This is a genomic window from Streptosporangium brasiliense, assembly GCF_030811595.1.
Classification (GTDB): Bacteria; Actinomycetota; Actinomycetes; order Streptosporangiales; family Streptosporangiaceae; genus Streptosporangium; species Streptosporangium brasiliense.
The window spans coordinates 6,905,024-6,920,928 of record NZ_JAUSRB010000002.1 but is presented as its reverse complement, the minus strand read 5'-3'; the positions used below and the strand labels follow the sequence as shown (position 1 = coordinate 6,920,928).

The window sequence follows — 15,905 nt, the reverse complement described above, 5'->3', positions numbered from 1 at the left end:
ACGGAATCTGCACCATGGGGCGGTCCTGTCGGAAGGCGGCGGAAACCGGCCCGGGAGACGTCTCCGGGCACGCGTCGGCGCACCGGCCACGCGGCACCGCCACGCGGCGCGCTGTTCATCGGCCCATCGGGCATGCCGACCCGCTCCTCTCCGGGGAGATCCGCCCCAGTTCTATCGAGGAGGCGACCGCGTGAGTCTCCTGGCTCTCGGGTCGAGGCTCGTCCCCGCCTTCCCACCCCGGAGTGGGGCAGTGGCCGTATGGGGATCCGCTCGCCGATCACAGTGGCGGTACCGCGCCGGATTCACACCGGCTTCCTCGACCGCGCTCGCCTTTCCGTCATCATTACACGAAGCCATCAATTCACTGAATACCGGTGATGTGGTGAATCGCATTCGGAGCACCGCACGGTTCTTCTCAGCCGGTCAGCGCGACGGAGGCGCCCGATCGGCCGGTCTACCCTTACGACGGCGGTGTCCGTTCAGCGCACCGGCTGGCTAGAATCCCGCTGTGGATGGTTCGTCCGTGCCCGACCGGGTGCGGACGTCGTAAGAGGGAACCCGGTGGGAATCCGGGACTGCCCCGCAGCGGTGAGTGGGAACGACCGCCGTCATACGCACTGGGCCTGTGGCCTGGGAAGCGACGGTCAGTAGGTCACGCCTTGTTCAGGTGTGGTGCCCGCGAGTCCGAAGACCTGCCTTCCGCCCGTGCACCGACCGGTGCGCGGTGGTTCGCGGCCTCGTGGGAGGGCCTGGGACGCGCCCGCAGGACCTGCCTGCTGTGCGCTTCTTCCTCCTGCCCGGCCGCATCCTGGCAATAGCGAGGGAAGCTGCCATGACAACGACGATCCTCGGGTATCCGCGCATCGGCGCGCACCGAGAGCTCAAATTCGTCACCGAGGAGTACTGGGCCGGGCGCGTCGGCGAAGAGGAACTGCAGTCCACGGCCTCGACGCTGCGGCGGGCGGTGTGGACCGAACTGCGGGACTCCGGCCTGGGGACGATCCCGTCGAACACCTTCTCCTTCTACGATCACGTGCTGGACACCAGCGTCATGGTCGACGCGGTCCCCGACCGGTACCGGGCGCTGTCCGGCCTGGAGCGGTATTTCGCGATGGCGCGCGGCACCGCAGACATCCCGGCGCTGGAGATGACCAAGTGGTTCGACACCAACTACCACTACATCGTCCCCGAGCTGTCCCTGGACGCCCGGCTCCGGCTCGCCGACGGCGCGCAGGCGAAGCCCGTGGCCGAGTACCTCGAGGCCAAGACCCTGGGGGTCGAGACCCGGCCGGTGCTGGTCGGCCCGCTGACCTACCTTCTGCTGGCCAAGGCCGCGCCGGGCTCGCCTGAGGGGTTCGTGCCGCTGGATCTGCTGGGCGCCCTGGTGGAGGTCTATGCCGAGCTGCTGGAGCGGCTCGCCGGAGCCGGCGCGCAGTGGGTGCAGCTGGACGAGCCGGCACTGGCCGGGGATCTCGGCGCGCGGGAGGTCGAAGCACTCGAGCGGGCCTACCGCCGCCTGGGCGGGCTGTCCAGCCGCCCGAAGATCCTGCTGGCCACCTACTTCGGCACCGTCGCGGCCGAGGCGTTGAAGGTGGTCGCCTCCACCGCGGTCGAGGCGATCGGGCTGGACTTCGTCACTCGCCCGGACACCCTGGAGGTGGTGGCCTCGGCCGGCGGGCTGCCCCACAAGACCGTCGTCGCCGGCGTGGTCGACGGCAGGAACGTGTGGCGAACCGATCCGGCGCGGGCGAGGTCGACCTACGCGGTGCTGCTCGGGCTGGTTGGGCAGGTGCAGCTGAGCACGTCCTGCTCACTGCTGCACGTGCCCGTCGACCTTGACAGCGAGCCGGCCCTGGACCCGGCGGTCCGGGCGCGACTGGCGTTCGCGCGTCAGAAGGTCACCGAACTGGTGGCACTCGACGCCGAGCTCCGCTCCGATGCCCCGCAGGCGGCACCGGCCTCCGCCGCGGGGGTCGACGCCGAGGTCCGGGCCCGGCTGGAGGCCCTCGGCGACATCCAGCGGGCCGATCGCAGGACCCGCTCCGCCGCCCAGCAGGCGAAGCTCGGCCTGCCTGACCTGGCCACGACCACGATCGGGTCGTTCCCGCAGACCGCCCGGATCCGCAGGGCCCGCGCCGACCACAAGGCCGGCCGGATCGACGACGCCGCCTACACCGAGGCGATGCGCGCCGAGATCGGGCAGGTGATCCGGCTTCAGGAGGACCTCGGCCTGGACGTTCTCGTGCACGGCGAACCCGAGCGCAACGACATGGTCCAGTACTTCGCCGAACAGCTGTCCGGCTACGCGGCCACCGACCACGGCTGGGTCCAGTCCTACGGGACGCGCTGCGTCCGCCCCCCGATCCTGCACGGAGACGTCTCCCGCCCCGAGCCGATGACGGTGAAGTGGGCGGCCTACGCGCAGTCCCTCACGGCCAAGCCGGTGAAGGGCATGCTGACCGGCCCGGTGACGATGCTCGCCTGGTCCTTCGTCCGCGACGACCAGCCGCTGCCGGAGACCGCCCGCCAGGTCGCCCTGGCCCTCCGCGACGAGATCGCCGACCTGGAAGCGGCCGGGATCGGCATCGTCCAGGTGGACGAGCCGGCACTACGAGAGCTCCTGCCGCCGCGCAGGGCCGACCAGGATGCGTACCTGGCCTGGGCGGTGGCGGCCTTCCGGCTCGCCACCTCGGGAGTGGCGATCTCCACCCAGATCCACACGCACATGTGCTACTCGGAGTTCGGCGAGATCATCACCACGATCGCCGACCTCGACGCCGACGTCACCAGCGTCGAGGCGGCCCGCTCGCACATGGAGCTGGTCGCCGACCTGCGCGAGGCCGGATACGCCAACGGCCTCGGGCCCGGCGTGTACGACATCCACTCGCCCAGGGTCCCAACCGTGGAGGAGATGGAGGCCAACCTGCGCCGCGCCCTGAAGGCCGTCCCGGCCGACCGGCTCTGGGTCAACCCCGACTGCGGGCTGAAGACCCGCGGTTACGCCGAGACCGAGGCGGCCCTGGCCAACATGGTCGCGGCCGCACGGAACGTCCGGGCCACCCGCTGAGCCACCCGCGGCCGCCCCTTTTCGCAAGGGGCGGCCGCGGTGACGGCGCCTGGGACCTCGGCGTCGGATCGGAAACAGGCCGGCGCGTGAAGGGGCGGCTGGGATGAGCAGGCGCCCGCAGCATCAAACGATCATCGTGAACGAGCAGCGGAGGGTGGTGCTGTCCGAGGGAGATCTCGGGGTTGAGGAACAGCGGTACAGCCGTTGTCGGTGTGATTGATCTTGTCTTTGGTTGGACCGATCCGACCTCCCCTTAGGTCAGATCTCCACAGTACGAGGGGAGGATCACAGGGGTGCTTACGTGTGGAACAACGACCGCGACACCGCCTCCATCCGCCGCCCCGACGCCCGCCTGATCGACTCCTGCTCCTACACCTCGACCCGCACCGACGTCATCGCCTGCCCGCATCACCCTCGATGGAGATGGAGACTGACGGGTGAAAATCTGGCATGGTTCCCTAACATGAGTGATCGTCGTACCCTAGGCCGCCGCCTATCGGTCCTTGCTGTTCCTATGATCTGTCTGAGTTCGTCAGCGATGGCCTGGGGGATGACCGACGCCCTGTCGACGCAGGCGACATTGCCTTCCTTGTCGAAAGTTTCCTCGTCGGTTGGGAATCCGCAGATCACGACACCAACATCGCCAAGGTCGAGGACGATCAACGACGGAACAGGACAATGGCACATCGTGAAGGGAGCGAAGATCTCCTCCGCCAGCGCGCTGATGGAGGTGGCCGCGACTAGCGAGCACGATGTGTGGGCGGTCGGCGAAAAGGGCGGCACGGAGGACGACTTCGGTGACCCGGTCATCGAGCGCTGGGACGGTTCGCGCTGGCGTCAGGCCACCGCTCCGGCTGGGAGGTCCCAATACATCGACGGCGTCAGCGTGAAAGCGGCCGATGACGTGTGGCTGGCCGGGAACGGGATCATCGCCTGGGCGGCACATTGGAACGGCTCCCGCTGGAGGGAACACCACCCATACAGAAACAAGAGCCTCGACACCGACATCCTGTTCTCCGACGTAGCCGTCTCCGGAAAGCGCCCGTGGTTCGCCGGCAACACAGACCTCGTATACGGCGTCCTGCACCCCGGGAAAGGCCACAGCAAGGCCACCGTCCTGAGCTGGACGAAGAGCAAGGGGTTCGCCACGCAGTTCAGAACCCCGGGCTCACTGCAGGCGATCACCGCGCACAGCAAGACGGGCGACATCTGGGCGGTCGGCTCAGCGGGCGACTACTGGGCGGTCGGCTCGGCGGACAACCGGCCGCTGGTGCTGCACGGCACGGACGGCGGCACCAAGTGGAACGTGAGCACCACCCCGCCGATCTCCGGCGGCCAGCTCACCCAGGTATGGCAAGTGGCCGAGAACAACGTCTGGGCGGTCGGCCACAGGAACTCGCCCGACCCAGACAACAAACGCCAGACGCTGGAAATGCCGATCTCACTGCACTACGACGGAACATCCTGGCGCCAGGTGCCGGTACCGGTGGAGCGGGGACACCTCTCCGGCCTCACCGCCGACGCATCCGGGACCGTATGGGCCAGCGGCGTCGACCTGGCCCACCCCAAGCAGGTGCTCTTCCTCCGCTACACAGCCGGTGAGTGGGCCGTCTCCTACAGTCCCAGCCTGCCCATCCCCGACCAGGACGAGGCCGCCTGGAACCGGGTGACGAGGACATCGATCACCCGGGTGCCGGGGTCGAACACGCTATGGGCAGTTGCCTCCACCGGTGCGGATGCCCATGAGAAGGGGTTCATCCTCCGCCGGCACGGAGAGTAGGGCCACAGCCTGGTGACAACCGAGAGTTCGATCCGATACAAGTACGCCGCGGACTTCTCGAACAGTTTTCGAGAAGTTGAAGAGGTAATGATGAGTGATGCATGCACTCACATGTAATTCGTAAGTGCATGCATCACGGGCCGGAGGTTGCGGGCCGGGTGGACAGACGCTCGCGGGCCAGAAGAGGCAGCGGCTGAGCAGGTCATTGGCGCCGTACCCACGAGGCCGGGACTGAGTGGGAGCCCTCATGGGGTGGGCAGGTTAAGGGCTCGCCGACGTCCGTCCTCCTGCTCGCATCGGCGGGTCAGACGAGGAGCACTACAGCAGGTCGTCGAGGGGGAGGCGTCCCAGCAGTCGACCTCGTCCATGTAGCCGAGCAGCGCCTTGGAGCCATCCGCCCAGCCGCCGGTGCGGCCGATCTGCAGCAGGTCGGCGCCGGCGCGACGGGCGGCGGTGGCGAAGCCGCGGCGCAGAGAGTGGCCGGACCAGTGCGGGAGCAGGCCCTCGGCGTCGGCGGGGGGCAGACCGGCGCGGCGGGCGGCGGCGATGATGGGGTCGACGGCCCGGACCGTCAGGCTCCCGGCGGGGTCGCCGATGGGGCGGCCGTGCCGGGGCCTGGTGATGCCGAGGTGACCGTGCTGGTCGATACGGACGAAGATCGGGCCGCCGGTGCGGCCGTGCTCGGCCAGGGCGCGGCCTCCAGCGTGGCGATGCGGTTCTGCTGCTCGGCGGCCGCCGTGATGGCGCGCTGCCGTTCGGCGGTCAGCGTGGCCTGCAGGCCATCGCGTTCGGCTGCGATCTGGGCGGCGTCCTTATCCGCCGCGACGCGTGCCTCGGCGTGCTCTCGACCCTCACGCAGTGCCTGACGTTCGGTGGCGGCCGCGGCGGCGCGCTGGTCGGCGGCCTCAGCCTCGGCCCGCTCGTCGGCCTGCTCGGCGCTGCGCTCCAGTTCGGCGGTGCGCGCCAGCAGCCCGTCTCGAGGCGCGCCTCGACGCGCTGACCGTCTCGGTCTCATGGCACGCGCCCGACCGGCCCAGGACTGCCTACCTGCGCAGGCGCTGGACCGAGATCATGCAAGGGTCCCGGTGAACGTCACGCGGACTCGCGGATCACCAGTTTCGGGCGGGCGGCGGACAGGTCTGTGCTCAGCTCGCCTCCCTGGAGGAGGGAGTCGATCGCCCCGGCCGCGGCCGCCGCGGCCGGGGCGAGGTCGAGGTAGGTCGTGGTCAGGTGCGGGCGCAGGGCGGAGCCGAGGGGAAGGTTGTCGGAGCCGACCACCGCGATGTCGTTCGAGACGCGCAGCCCGGCGTCCTCGAGTGCCTGGATGAGGACGAGAGCGTACTCGTCGTTGTAGACGTAGACGTAGACGTAGACGTAGACGTAGACGTAGACGTAGACGTAGACGGCGCCGGGTCGCCGATCGGGGTCGCGCCAGGAGTGGACGGTCCGGGCGAGGCTCTCGGTGTCCAGTGTGCAGTCGACACGCTGGACGGGAACGCCCGCACGGCCGGCGACGGTGGTGACGGAGTCGAATCGCGCCCGGGCGAGCTCCGCGATGTCGCCTTCCGGCACGAGACAGGCGAGCTGCCGGTGACCACGATCGAGCAGGTGCCGGGTGGCGAGCTCGGCAACTGTGGCCCGGACGACAAGGCGGCTGTCCTTTCTCTGGTGCTGTCGGTGGGAGCCGCTGTGGCGCTGGTGGCGCAGAACGTGTTCGGGCTGCTGTCGGACCGTACGGCGAGCCGGTTCGGCATGCGGCGGCCGTGGATCGTGGCGGGGGCCCTGCTGGGGGTGGCGAGCCTGGGCCTCCTGGCCACCGCGGCCGGCGTCGGCACGCTGGTGGCCGCCTGGGCCCTCACCCAGCTGACCTTCAACATCCTGCTCGCCGGGCTGAACCCGGTGATCCCCGACCAGGTGCCGTCGGCCCAGTGGGCAAGGTCTCGGCCGTGGTCGGCATAACCTCCCAGCTAGGAGCGGTCGGCGGGGTCTTCCTCGCCCAGCTGTTCCTGCCGAACCTCGCTTTGGCGATCATGGTCCCCGGACTGTTTTGCCTGGTCGGCGCCGGTGTGCTGGTGGTGGCGCTGCGCGACCGGCGCCTGGCCCTCGCCGAGCGGCAGCCGTTGCGGGCAGCAAGCTGGCTGAGGGCGTACTGGGGGAGCCTGCGCAAGTATCCCGACTTCGCGTGGGCCTGGCTGTCACGCTTCCTCGTCCAGTGCGGGAACGTCACCCTGATCAGTTATCAGACCTTCTTCCTGATGAGCAGGTTCGGCTACACAGAGGAGAGCGTCGGTCCGGTGCTGGTGAAGGTCCTGATGGTCCACATCGCCTGCATCGTTGTGACGGCCCTGGTGTTCGGCCCGATCTCGGATCGGGTCCGGCGGCGCCGACTTCCAGGCACTCGGCTCGGTGGAGATCACCGGTACGTTCACCCCCGCGGAGAGCGGCACGCACCACTTCGGCACCAAGGGCATCGGCGCCTTCCGCCTGGCCATCGACGGCACGGTCCTGTTCGACGGCGTCCACCGGCCGGAGAACGGTGACCCGCTGGAGGCGCTCACCGGCCGCCCGATCGAGCGCGGCTCGATCAGCCTGGAGGAAGACAAGCCGGTGACCGTAAGTCTGCTGGCGGCGGAGCCGAAGCTGTCCTACGGCCCCGTCGAAGGGGTGGCATTCGCCCTGGCCCACCGGCCACCTGACGGGCACGGCGAGGCGCTGATCGAGGAGGCCGTCGCCATCGCGCGGACGGCGGACGCCGCGATCGTGGTCGTCGCGACCACGGAAGCCGTGGAGAGCGAGGGCTTCGACCGCACGAGCCTGAAGCTGCCGGGCATCCAGGACGAACTCGTCCACCGCGTCGCAGCCGTCAACCCGCGGACCATCGTGGTGGTCAACTCCGGCGCTCCGGTCGAGATGCCCTGGCGTGAGGAGGTTGCGGCCATCCTGCTGTCCTGGTTCCCCGGGCAGGAAGGCGGAGACGCACTCGCCGAGGTGCTCCTGGGAACCCAGGAGCCGGGTGGCCGTCTGCCCACCACCTGGCCCGCCGCCCTCGCTGACGCGCCCGTCAGCACGGTGACGCCCGAGCACGGGATCCTGCGGTACGACGAGGGTCTCTTCATCGGCTACCTGGCCTGGGAGCGCCACCCGATCGCCCCCGCCTACCCGTTCGGCCACGGTCTCGGCTACACCACCTGGGAGTACGAGGACATGGAGGCCACCGCTGAGCATGTTCGCGTACGGCTGCGCAACACCGGGCCCCGGCCCGGACGCGAGACCGTCCAGATTTACGCTGCTCCCGTCGACGCCGCCGAGGACCGGCCCGCCCGCCGGCTCGTCGGCTTCGCCACCGTCACCGCCGAGCCCGGCCAGAGCGTCGAGGCAGAGATCGCGCTCGCTCCGCGGGCCTTCCAGGTCTGGAACGAGGAGGCGGGCAGGTGGAGCCTGGCTGCTGGGCCATACCTGCTCCACGCCTCCCGCAGCGCGACCCACGACCTCCTGACCACATCTCTCGTAAGGAAATCTTGACCATGCAGGCCGATGTCATAGTCGTCGGAGCCGGACTCGCCGGCCTGGTGACGGCCCACGAACTGACCAGCCGGGGACGGAAGGTCGCCCTCGTCGACCAGGAGGGACCGGCGAACCTCGGCGGCCAGGCGTACTGGTCCTTCGGCGGCCTGTTCCTCGTCGGCTCGCCCGAGCAGCGGCGCATGCGGGTGCGGGACTCCTCCGAGCTGGCCTGGAGCGACTGGCAGGCAAGTGCCGCATTCGATCGGCTCGACGACGAGGACGCGTGGGCCATGCAATGGGCTCGCGCCTATGTCGAGTTCGCCGCCGGGGAGAAGCGGTCCTGGCTGACGAGTCACGGCATCGGCTTCCTGCCGACCGTCGGCTGGGCCGAGCGCGGCAGCCTGCGCGCCGGCGGCCACGGCAACTCCGTACCCCGGTTCCACGTCGCCTGGGGGACCGGGCCCGGCGTCCTCGAGCCCTTCGTCCGGTATGCCCAGCAGGCGGCCGCGGCCGGTCTCCTCACCTTCCACCACCGCCACCGCGTCGACGAGCTCGTCGTCGACGGCGGTGCGGTGTGCGGCGTGCGGGGACAGCGGCTGGCCGAAGACGACGCCCCACGCGGTGTCGCCACCAGCCGGGAGGAGACCGGCCCGTTCGAACTGACCGCCCAGGCTGTCATTCTGACCACCGGCGGCATCGGCGCCGACCACGACCTCGTCAGACGCCACTGGCCCGCGCGCCTGGGGAGTCCGCCTTCGCGCATGGTCACCGGGGTCCCGGCGCACGTGGACGGGCGGATGCTCGACATCAGCGCCCGCGCCGGTGCGCGGCTGGTGAACCGCGACCGTATGTGGCACTACACCGAGGGACTGCGGAACTTCGACCCGATCTGGCCCGCGCACGGCATCCGCATCCTCCCGGGCCCCTCCTCGATGTGGTTCGACGCCCTCGGTCGGTGGCTGCCCGATCCCTGCCTGCCGGGCTACGACACGCTCGCCACCCTGCGATACCTCCGGACCACACCGGACATCGCCGCTTACGATCATTCCTGGTTCATCCTCACCCAGAAGATCATCGAGAAAGAGTTCGCACTCTCCGGCTCCGAACAGAACCCCGACATCACCGGCAAGAACCGTGCCGCCTTCCTGCGCACACGACTGCTCGGCAAGGGCGCCCCCGCCCCCGTCGAGGCGTTCAAGCGGCACGGAGCCGACTTCGTCGTGGCCGGCACCCTGGACGAGCTGATCGACGGCATGAACCAGCTCACCGACCGCCCCCTGCTCGACGCCGACCGGGTCCGGCAGCAGATCGAGGCCCGCGACCTCCAGATCACCAACCCCTACAGCAAGGACTCACAGGTCCAGGGCATCCGCAACGCCCGCCGCTACCTCGGCGACCGCCTCGGCCGCACCGCCGTACCCCACCGGATCCTCGACCCCGCGGCGGCCCCCTGATCGGCGTGAAGCTGCACATCCTGACCCGCAAGACCCTCGGCGGCATCCAGACCGACCTTCACTCCCGCGCGCTCGGCCCGGACGGCGTTCCCATCGACGGTCTGTATGCGGCCGGCGAGGTTGCGGGCTTCGGCGGTGGAGGCGTCCACGGCTTCAACGCACTCGAAGGGACCTTTCTCGGTGGCTGCCTTTTCAGCGGGCGACAGGCCGGTCGCGCCGCGGCCGAAGCGGTTGCCTGACCGACCCCACGGGGTGCGGGCAGACAGCAGCCCACACCGCGACAGAACTGGGTGACTCGTCCGGGCGTCGTCAGGGACTCGAACTCCGGACCCGCTGATGAAGGCCACCCCGCCGCGGCGGGTCTGCTGCTGGCGCCGGTAGGTGCCGCTGACCAGGCTGGCATACGGCCAGTCGTCACGCTGGCCGCGGTGTGCCGGCCCACAGGGCCGCATGGGCGGCGACATGGGGTAGGAGCTGCTGTTCCGGGTCGGCGGAAGCGTCCGTCGCGGCGGTCATGACCCACCCTCGTGGAGAAGGGTGGTCAGCGCGCGCTCGCGCTCCAGGTGGCGGGTATGGTCGGCGTGCGCGGCGCGGTCGCGGCCGGTGAGACGGTCGGACATGTTCGTCGTTCTCTCTCCCTGTGAAAGCAGGGTGGGGTCAGAGTGGACCGGCGGGAACCCGGCGGACAGCGGGCGCGCTCAGCGTCGCGGGCGCCCGCGCGGCAGTACAGACCACGGTGGCGTCGCGGATGGGCGTGCCGGGGTGACGGCGAGGTAGGTGCCGGTACGGGTGCTGCCGCGGTGGACCTGCTGGGTCGGATCCAGGGATTTGACCGCCAGTCGGTAGCCGTCGCCACCGTCATCGAAGGCGATCATCGCTCCGTCGACGTCGATGGTGACCGGCTCGCCGGGGACGGCCGGCAGGTAGCCGCGCCGGCGATACCAGCGCAGCACCAGCCGATCACCGGCACCGACCTTGGCGAGCACCAGGCGGCAGCCGCCGGAGCGCAGCCGCGCTTCCATGGCGGCGAGCAACGCCGTGCCGACGCCCGCGCCGCGGGCGTGCTCGGCCACCGTGAGCAGTTCGAGTTCGGTCAGCACACCGGCCAGGCGCCGCTGCCCGTGGCGTCCCAGCTCGGCGTAGTGCTCGATGAGCCGCACCGGCGCGCAGGTGTAGGTCAGCCCGATCGGTGTGCTCTCGGCGGCTTCGGCCACCAGTGCGCATCCGGTGCCGTGCGGGAGGCTCAGGCGGCCGCCGTGCCGGTCGATCGCCGCGGCGAACGCCCCTGGTCCGACCGGCGTCGCGGCGTCCGCACCGAGCGCCACTTTCGCCAGCGCCTCCACCGCGGGCCCATCACCCGGCCGTGCCAGGCGGATCACCGCCATGGTCGTCGCTCCTGCGGGTCGAGGTCGCTGCCGGAGACGGTCAGGGCGGGCGGGGGCCGCAGGTCACTGGCCCGGCCGGTCGGCGGATACGCCTCCACCAGGACCCGCAGCCCCGCCCACCGGTACTGGTCGGGACCGTCGAGCCAGTGCCACGACGCCTCACCGTCCAGCCTGCCGGGCGGCTGCCCCATCCTCGACGGTCTACCGCAGACAACTGCCGAGTATCTGCGGCTTCTGGCCTCACACTCCCCGTGGAGCGTGGACGGGAGACCTTCGGGGATGGCTGACTCCACATGGTCATCTGCGATAACGATCTCGGTCTGCCGTGTGAGCGATCACGCACATGCAGGCCCGATTCCGCCCGCGCGCAGACCCGTCTCGAAGCTCCTCGATGCCCGGCTCGGGGAGCTCGACCTCGACGGTGACCGAGCGCGTCGTGGTGGTGTTCGTAGACATGGGTCCGGTTTCCCAAGGTGATGTCGGTCGCGTTCAACTCGGCGCTACTACGGTTCCGCTCGTTCGTACGGCTCGGCTTCTTCCTGCCCATCGTCACCGGCCCGATCGCCGACGGCCGCGGCTGTTCGTCCAGGGGGCGCTGTCGGTCATGTGGCCCGCGCTGACCGCCATGGCCACCTACCTCTTCCTCTGCCAATCCATGGAGTGACTCCTGCGGGGCGTGGTGTTGGCCAGGACGTTACACCCCCTCTTGCAAGAGTTCAATGAAAGTTTTCGCTCGATCGAGCTGATCCATGCCGAGAGGCAGGCTGGCTCGACGCATACGCATATGGACGCGCGGAGGATAGCCGCCCGCGTCCAACTAAACAACTGTTGACATTGATCTTTGTGAAGCACTCAATAGGCCCCATAGTTCAACATCTTCCAACGCAGCGCCCCGGCTCCTCGTCGAAAGGGATCGATTTCAGATGCGCCGTCTCACCCATGCGCTCCTGGCCTTACTGGCTTCGACCCTTGCCGTGTCCGCCCTCCCCGGATTACCCGCCGGAGCGGCGCAGTCGTACGTTGTCGAGGCCGAGAGCATGGCGCTGTCCAACTTCACGACAGCCAGCGTGGAGCACACCTTCAACGGCGCGCCGGTCGAGACCGTGAATTACGTCCAAGGCGTTTCCGGCCAGTCGAGCACCGCCACCAAGGCATTCAGCGGCGCCACCGGCACCTACGACCTCATCACGCGCTACAACGGAAAAACCGCAGGTGGAGTCACCTACACGCTCGCGGTGAATTCCACCACCGTGGATTCGTGGGCCACGTCGCAGCGAAACGGCCGCGACTACACCGATCCCGCGAACATCGACACCCACACGTCGAGCAAAGTCACGCTCAACAGCGGTGACACCATCAAGCTGACGGCCGCGTCCGCCAACGAGACACCGCGCGTCGACAAGATCACAATCCAGGAGTACGTGGGTCCGCCGGCCAGCACGCTGAGCATCGATTCACCGAACGCGGCGCTGAACGAGGGCTTCACCTGGGGCAAGAGCCGGGCTTTGGGTATGACGTTCTACCCCGGGAACCCGATGATGGGGCATGAACCGGAGTGGTGGCGGCTGAAGGATTCCATGCACACCACGGTGATGCCTGGTTACTGGGGCGCCTATCTGAACCGGGAGTCCTTCTACAACAGGGACATCGCCCATCAGTCGGACGGCGCGCACGCGCTTGGCCTGGACAATGAGACCTTCGCCATGCTGAAGACGTTCGCCGGCGATGCCGACGATCCGGGTCAGAACGGCTGGCCGCTTTGGGCGCACAGCTCCTACGGGAGCATGTACTACATCGACGGCACGGGATTTCGGGAACTTCCGTCGCCGTTCAACGTGATGGCCAAGGCCTACAAGCAGTACCAGTGGACGGGAAACCAGAACTGGATCAACGATCCGACCCTCTCGGCGTACTACGACTCGACCATGGGTCCGTTTCTGACCAATCACGAGGTGACGTGGAACGACGCGAATCCCTCCGGCGAGCAGCCGGTCGCGAAGATGCAACCCGGCGAATACACGGCGACATTCTTTGAATTCCCGAACGAACATCTCGTCTCCGCCGCCGATGCGCTGGGCTACCAGTACCAGTCGATGATCGCGTATTCGGCGATCCTGAAGGAAAAGGGCGACAACGCCAACAGCACGAAGTGGGCCGACCGCGCCCAGCGGGTACGCGACCACTTCGAGAAGAACTGGTGGGATCCGGCGACCAACCGCTACATCCGCGGCAAGGACGCCGACGGCAAGGGTTACAGCAGTTGGGGGCATGAGGCCAGCTTCCTGATGATGTTGACGGGGCTGGGCGACCACGGCGCCAGGACCGGTGACTACCTGGACTTCATCGCCGCCAATGACGACGACCTGAACGTCGAGGCGACCTCCTATCTGCCGGAGATGTACTACCAGTACAACCGGCCTTCACAGGGTTGGGCGTGGCTCAAGAAGCTCATGGCTGACAAGAACGGATATCCGGAAATTTCGTTCACGGTGGTCAGCAGCACCATCGACGGCATGATGGGGGTGCAACCGGACGCCCCGCACAACAAGGTGGCCACCGTCCCGCGGTTGACCTCTGAGGTGCCGTGGGTGGAAATCAACCACCTCAAGGTCGGCGGCAACGACCTCAAGCTCAAGCACACCGGCACGACGGCCTCCACGCTGACCAACAACTCCGGCTCCACCATCACCTGGGAAGCCCAGTTCTACGGGACCCTCTCCACGATCAGCGTGAACGGCACTCCACAGACGCCGCAGACCAAGTCGCTGTACGGCCGGACGGTTTCGTACGTGACGGTGCCGGTGACCGCCGGCGCGTCGGTGACCGCGACCGCCGGAAGCCCAGGGGGTGACACCACGGCCCCCACCGCGCCGACCCACCTCGCGACAGGCAAGGTGACCTCGAACAGCGTGGATCTGAGCTGGGCGGCGTCGACCGACAACGTCGGTGTGACCGGCTACGGTATCTACCGCGGCACCACGCTGATCGGCTCGTCGACGGGCACGAGCTTCACGGCGACCGGCCTTTCCGCCTCGACGCCGTACACGTTCACGGTGAAGGCGAAGGACGCGGCCGACAACAGCTCGGCGGCCAGCGACCCGGTCAACGTCACCACCGCCATCAGCGGAAACGGGCAGACAGCCGATCTGAGCGATCTCACCTGGGTCAATGCCGTGAGCGACTTCGGCACCGTTCAGAAGAACAGAAGCGTCGACTCAAACCCCATCAAGCTGGCCGGGACCGCCTACACCAAGGGCATCGGCACGCACGCCAACAGCGCCATCACCTACACCTTGAACGGCGGGTACGCGAAGTTCCAGGCGGAGGTCGGCGTGGACGACGAGATCTCCGCGGGCGCGTCGGTCAGGTTCCAGGTCTGGGGCAACGGCGTCAAACTGTACGAGAGCCCGTCGGCGCTGACGGCGTCGAGCCCGACCCAGTCGATCGACGTGAGTATCGCCGGAGTGACCTCGCTGGTGCTGAAGGTGACGGATGCGGGAGACGGGATCAACAGCGACCACGCCGACTGGGCGAACGCTCGACTTGTCAGTGCGGACACCCAGGCGCCGACGGCGCCGACCAACCTGGTGTCGAGCAACGTCACGTCGAGCAGTACCCGGCTGAGCTGGACGGCATCGACCGACAACGTCGGGGTAACGGGCTACGACATCTACCGCGGGACGGCACTGGCCGGCTCGTCGACGGGCACGAGCTTCACGGCGACCGGGCTGTCGGCTGCGACGCCGTACACGTTCACGGTGAAGGCGAAGGACTCCGCCGGGAACGTGTCGGGTGCCAGCAATGCGGTCACGGTCACCACCTCCAGCGGCGCTGCGGTGTTCCTCAGCGATCTGAACTGGACCGGTACTCCCACCATCGGGTGGGGCACCCTTCACAAGGACCGGAGCGTCGATGGGCACACCATCACCCTGAACGGGACCACGTACGCCAAGGGGATAGGCACGCATGCGACGAGCAGCATCACCTACTCCCTGAACGGCGCCTATTCCCGATTCCAATCGGATATTGGGGTCGATGACGAGGTCGGCGCGAATGCGACGGTCACGTTCGAGGTCTGGGGCGACGGCGTCAAGCTGTACCAGAGTCCGTCGGCGATGACTCCGTCCAGCGCGGCAGCCTCCATCGACGTCAGCGTGGCCGGGGTGACCTCGCTGGTGCTGAAGGTGACGGATGCGGGAGACGGGATCAACAGCGACCACGCGGACTGGGCGGGAGCAAAGCTGACGTCATAATGCGCCAGACCGGCGGGGAGCCCTTCCAGGGCGACCCGTCGGAGGCGAAAGGCGTGCCCACGACGGCCGCCAGGCACTCCTCCGGCCCTTGAACCTCGGATACCAGGGGATCTGCCCGGCCCTGATGCGGCGGAAGAACGCCTCGAACAGACCCACCGCACCCAGCTCGAACCCTGAACAGCCATAACGCCATCATCAACGCATACCCCACCGCCAACCAGGCGGGTTTCTCATACGGTTACCTGCCTGCACAGCGCGGACCCAGAGATCAGGGCTGCCGCGACGTCCGGTCATCTCTGTGATCGCATCATCGAGCCGAGCGGCCCACAGTCAGGCAAGACACGCCCCCAGATCACAGACTCTGTCCGGTCACTGGGACTGCATCACCGCAGGTCACCGCCCCGCTGCTGGTTCCCATGCCATTTCGGTCCCGTGCGCTGGGCGGCGGCCCGTCGCCGAAAC

At 68.5% G+C, this 15,905-nt stretch carries 10 protein-coding genes, 2 pseudogenes and 2 riboswitches; of the genes and pseudogenes, 8 read left to right on the top strand and 4 right to left on the bottom strand.

Going from position 1 to position 15,905, the window contains the following annotated elements; translation table 11 throughout:
• Positions 1–172 precede the first annotated feature (172 nt).
• A riboswitch (cobalamin riboswitch) is annotated at positions 173–366 on the bottom strand.
• 130 nt (positions 367–496) lie between these two features.
• Positions 497–714, top strand: a riboswitch (cobalamin riboswitch).
• Positions 715–832: 118 nt separating this feature from the next.
• The gene (gene metE, locus J2S55_RS40345; RefSeq protein WP_306872159.1) at positions 833–3,067 is read left to right on the top strand and encodes a 5-methyltetrahydropteroyltriglutamate--homocysteine S-methyltransferase; all 2,235 of its coding nucleotides are present in this window, start codon (positions 833–835) and stop codon (positions 3,065–3,067) included.
• 301 nt (positions 3,068–3,368) lie between these two features.
• Positions 3,369–4,847 carry a hypothetical protein gene (locus J2S55_RS40340; protein WP_306872155.1) on the top strand — a complete coding sequence of 493 codons (1,479 nt, stop codon included), beginning with the start codon at positions 3,369–3,371 and terminating at the stop codon, positions 4,845–4,847.
• A gap of 571 nt (positions 4,848–5,418) precedes the next feature.
• Here the strand turns inward: J2S55_RS40340 and J2S55_RS40335 are convergent.
• Positions 5,419–5,862: a hypothetical protein gene (locus J2S55_RS40335; RefSeq protein ID WP_306872153.1), complete on the bottom strand. Its 444-nt coding sequence runs from the start codon at positions 5,860–5,862 to the stop codon at positions 5,419–5,421.
• A 77-nt stretch (positions 5,863–5,939) separates the two neighbouring features.
• Entirely contained in the window at positions 5,940–6,419 is a 480-nt protein-coding gene (locus J2S55_RS40330) for a substrate-binding domain-containing protein (protein ID WP_306872151.1), read from the bottom strand.
• Positions 6,420–6,437: 18 nt separating this feature from the next.
• Between J2S55_RS40330 and J2S55_RS40325 the strand changes: the two genes are divergently transcribed.
• The 4 genes and pseudogenes from J2S55_RS40325 (at position 6,438) to J2S55_RS40310 (ending at position 10,044) form a co-directional block, all read left to right on the top strand.
• Positions 6,438–6,806 (top strand): MFS transporter, encoded by a 369-nt coding sequence (locus tag J2S55_RS40325; protein ID WP_306872150.1) that lies wholly within the window; start codon positions 6,438–6,440, stop codon positions 6,804–6,806.
• Positions 6,776–7,177, top strand: a pseudogene (locus tag J2S55_RS40320) (hypothetical protein); the annotation flags it as partial. The gene J2S55_RS40325 and the pseudogene J2S55_RS40320, both read left to right, overlap by 31 nt.
• Before the next feature lie 76 nt (positions 7,178–7,253).
• Positions 7,254–8,369, top strand: coding sequence for a glycoside hydrolase family 3 C-terminal domain-containing protein (locus J2S55_RS40315; RefSeq protein ID WP_306872148.1), 1,116 nt, complete (start codon positions 7,254–7,256; stop codon positions 8,367–8,369).
• A gap of 2 nt (positions 8,370–8,371) precedes the next feature.
• Positions 8,372–10,044, top strand: a pseudogene (locus tag J2S55_RS40310) (FAD-binding dehydrogenase).
• 459 nt (positions 10,045–10,503) lie between these two features.
• On the opposite strand, the gene J2S55_RS40305 reads toward J2S55_RS40310, so the two are convergent.
• Both J2S55_RS40305 and J2S55_RS40300 read right to left on the bottom strand, forming a co-directional pair.
• On the bottom strand, positions 10,504–11,190 hold the full coding sequence (locus J2S55_RS40305) for a GNAT family N-acetyltransferase (RefSeq protein ID WP_306872145.1): 687 nt from the start codon (positions 11,188–11,190) through the stop codon (positions 10,504–10,506).
• Positions 11,181–11,381 (bottom strand): hypothetical protein, encoded by a 201-nt coding sequence (locus tag J2S55_RS40300; protein WP_306872143.1) that lies wholly within the window; start codon positions 11,379–11,381, stop codon positions 11,181–11,183. Before J2S55_RS40300 ends, J2S55_RS40305 begins: the two co-directional genes overlap by 10 nt.
• 230 nt (positions 11,382–11,611) lie before the next feature.
• On the opposite strand from J2S55_RS40300, the gene J2S55_RS40295 reads away from it, so the two are divergent.
• Together J2S55_RS40295 and J2S55_RS40290 are read left to right on the top strand one after the other, a co-directional pair.
• Positions 11,612–11,854: a hypothetical protein gene (locus tag J2S55_RS40295; RefSeq protein ID WP_306872141.1), complete on the top strand. Its 243-nt coding sequence runs from the start codon at positions 11,612–11,614 to the stop codon at positions 11,852–11,854.
• Positions 11,855–12,113: 259 nt separating this feature from the next.
• Positions 12,114–15,443 (top strand): NPCBM/NEW2 domain-containing protein, encoded by a 3,330-nt coding sequence (locus J2S55_RS40290; RefSeq protein ID WP_306872138.1) that lies wholly within the window; start codon positions 12,114–12,116, stop codon positions 15,441–15,443.
• Positions 15,444–15,905 lie beyond the last annotated feature (462 nt).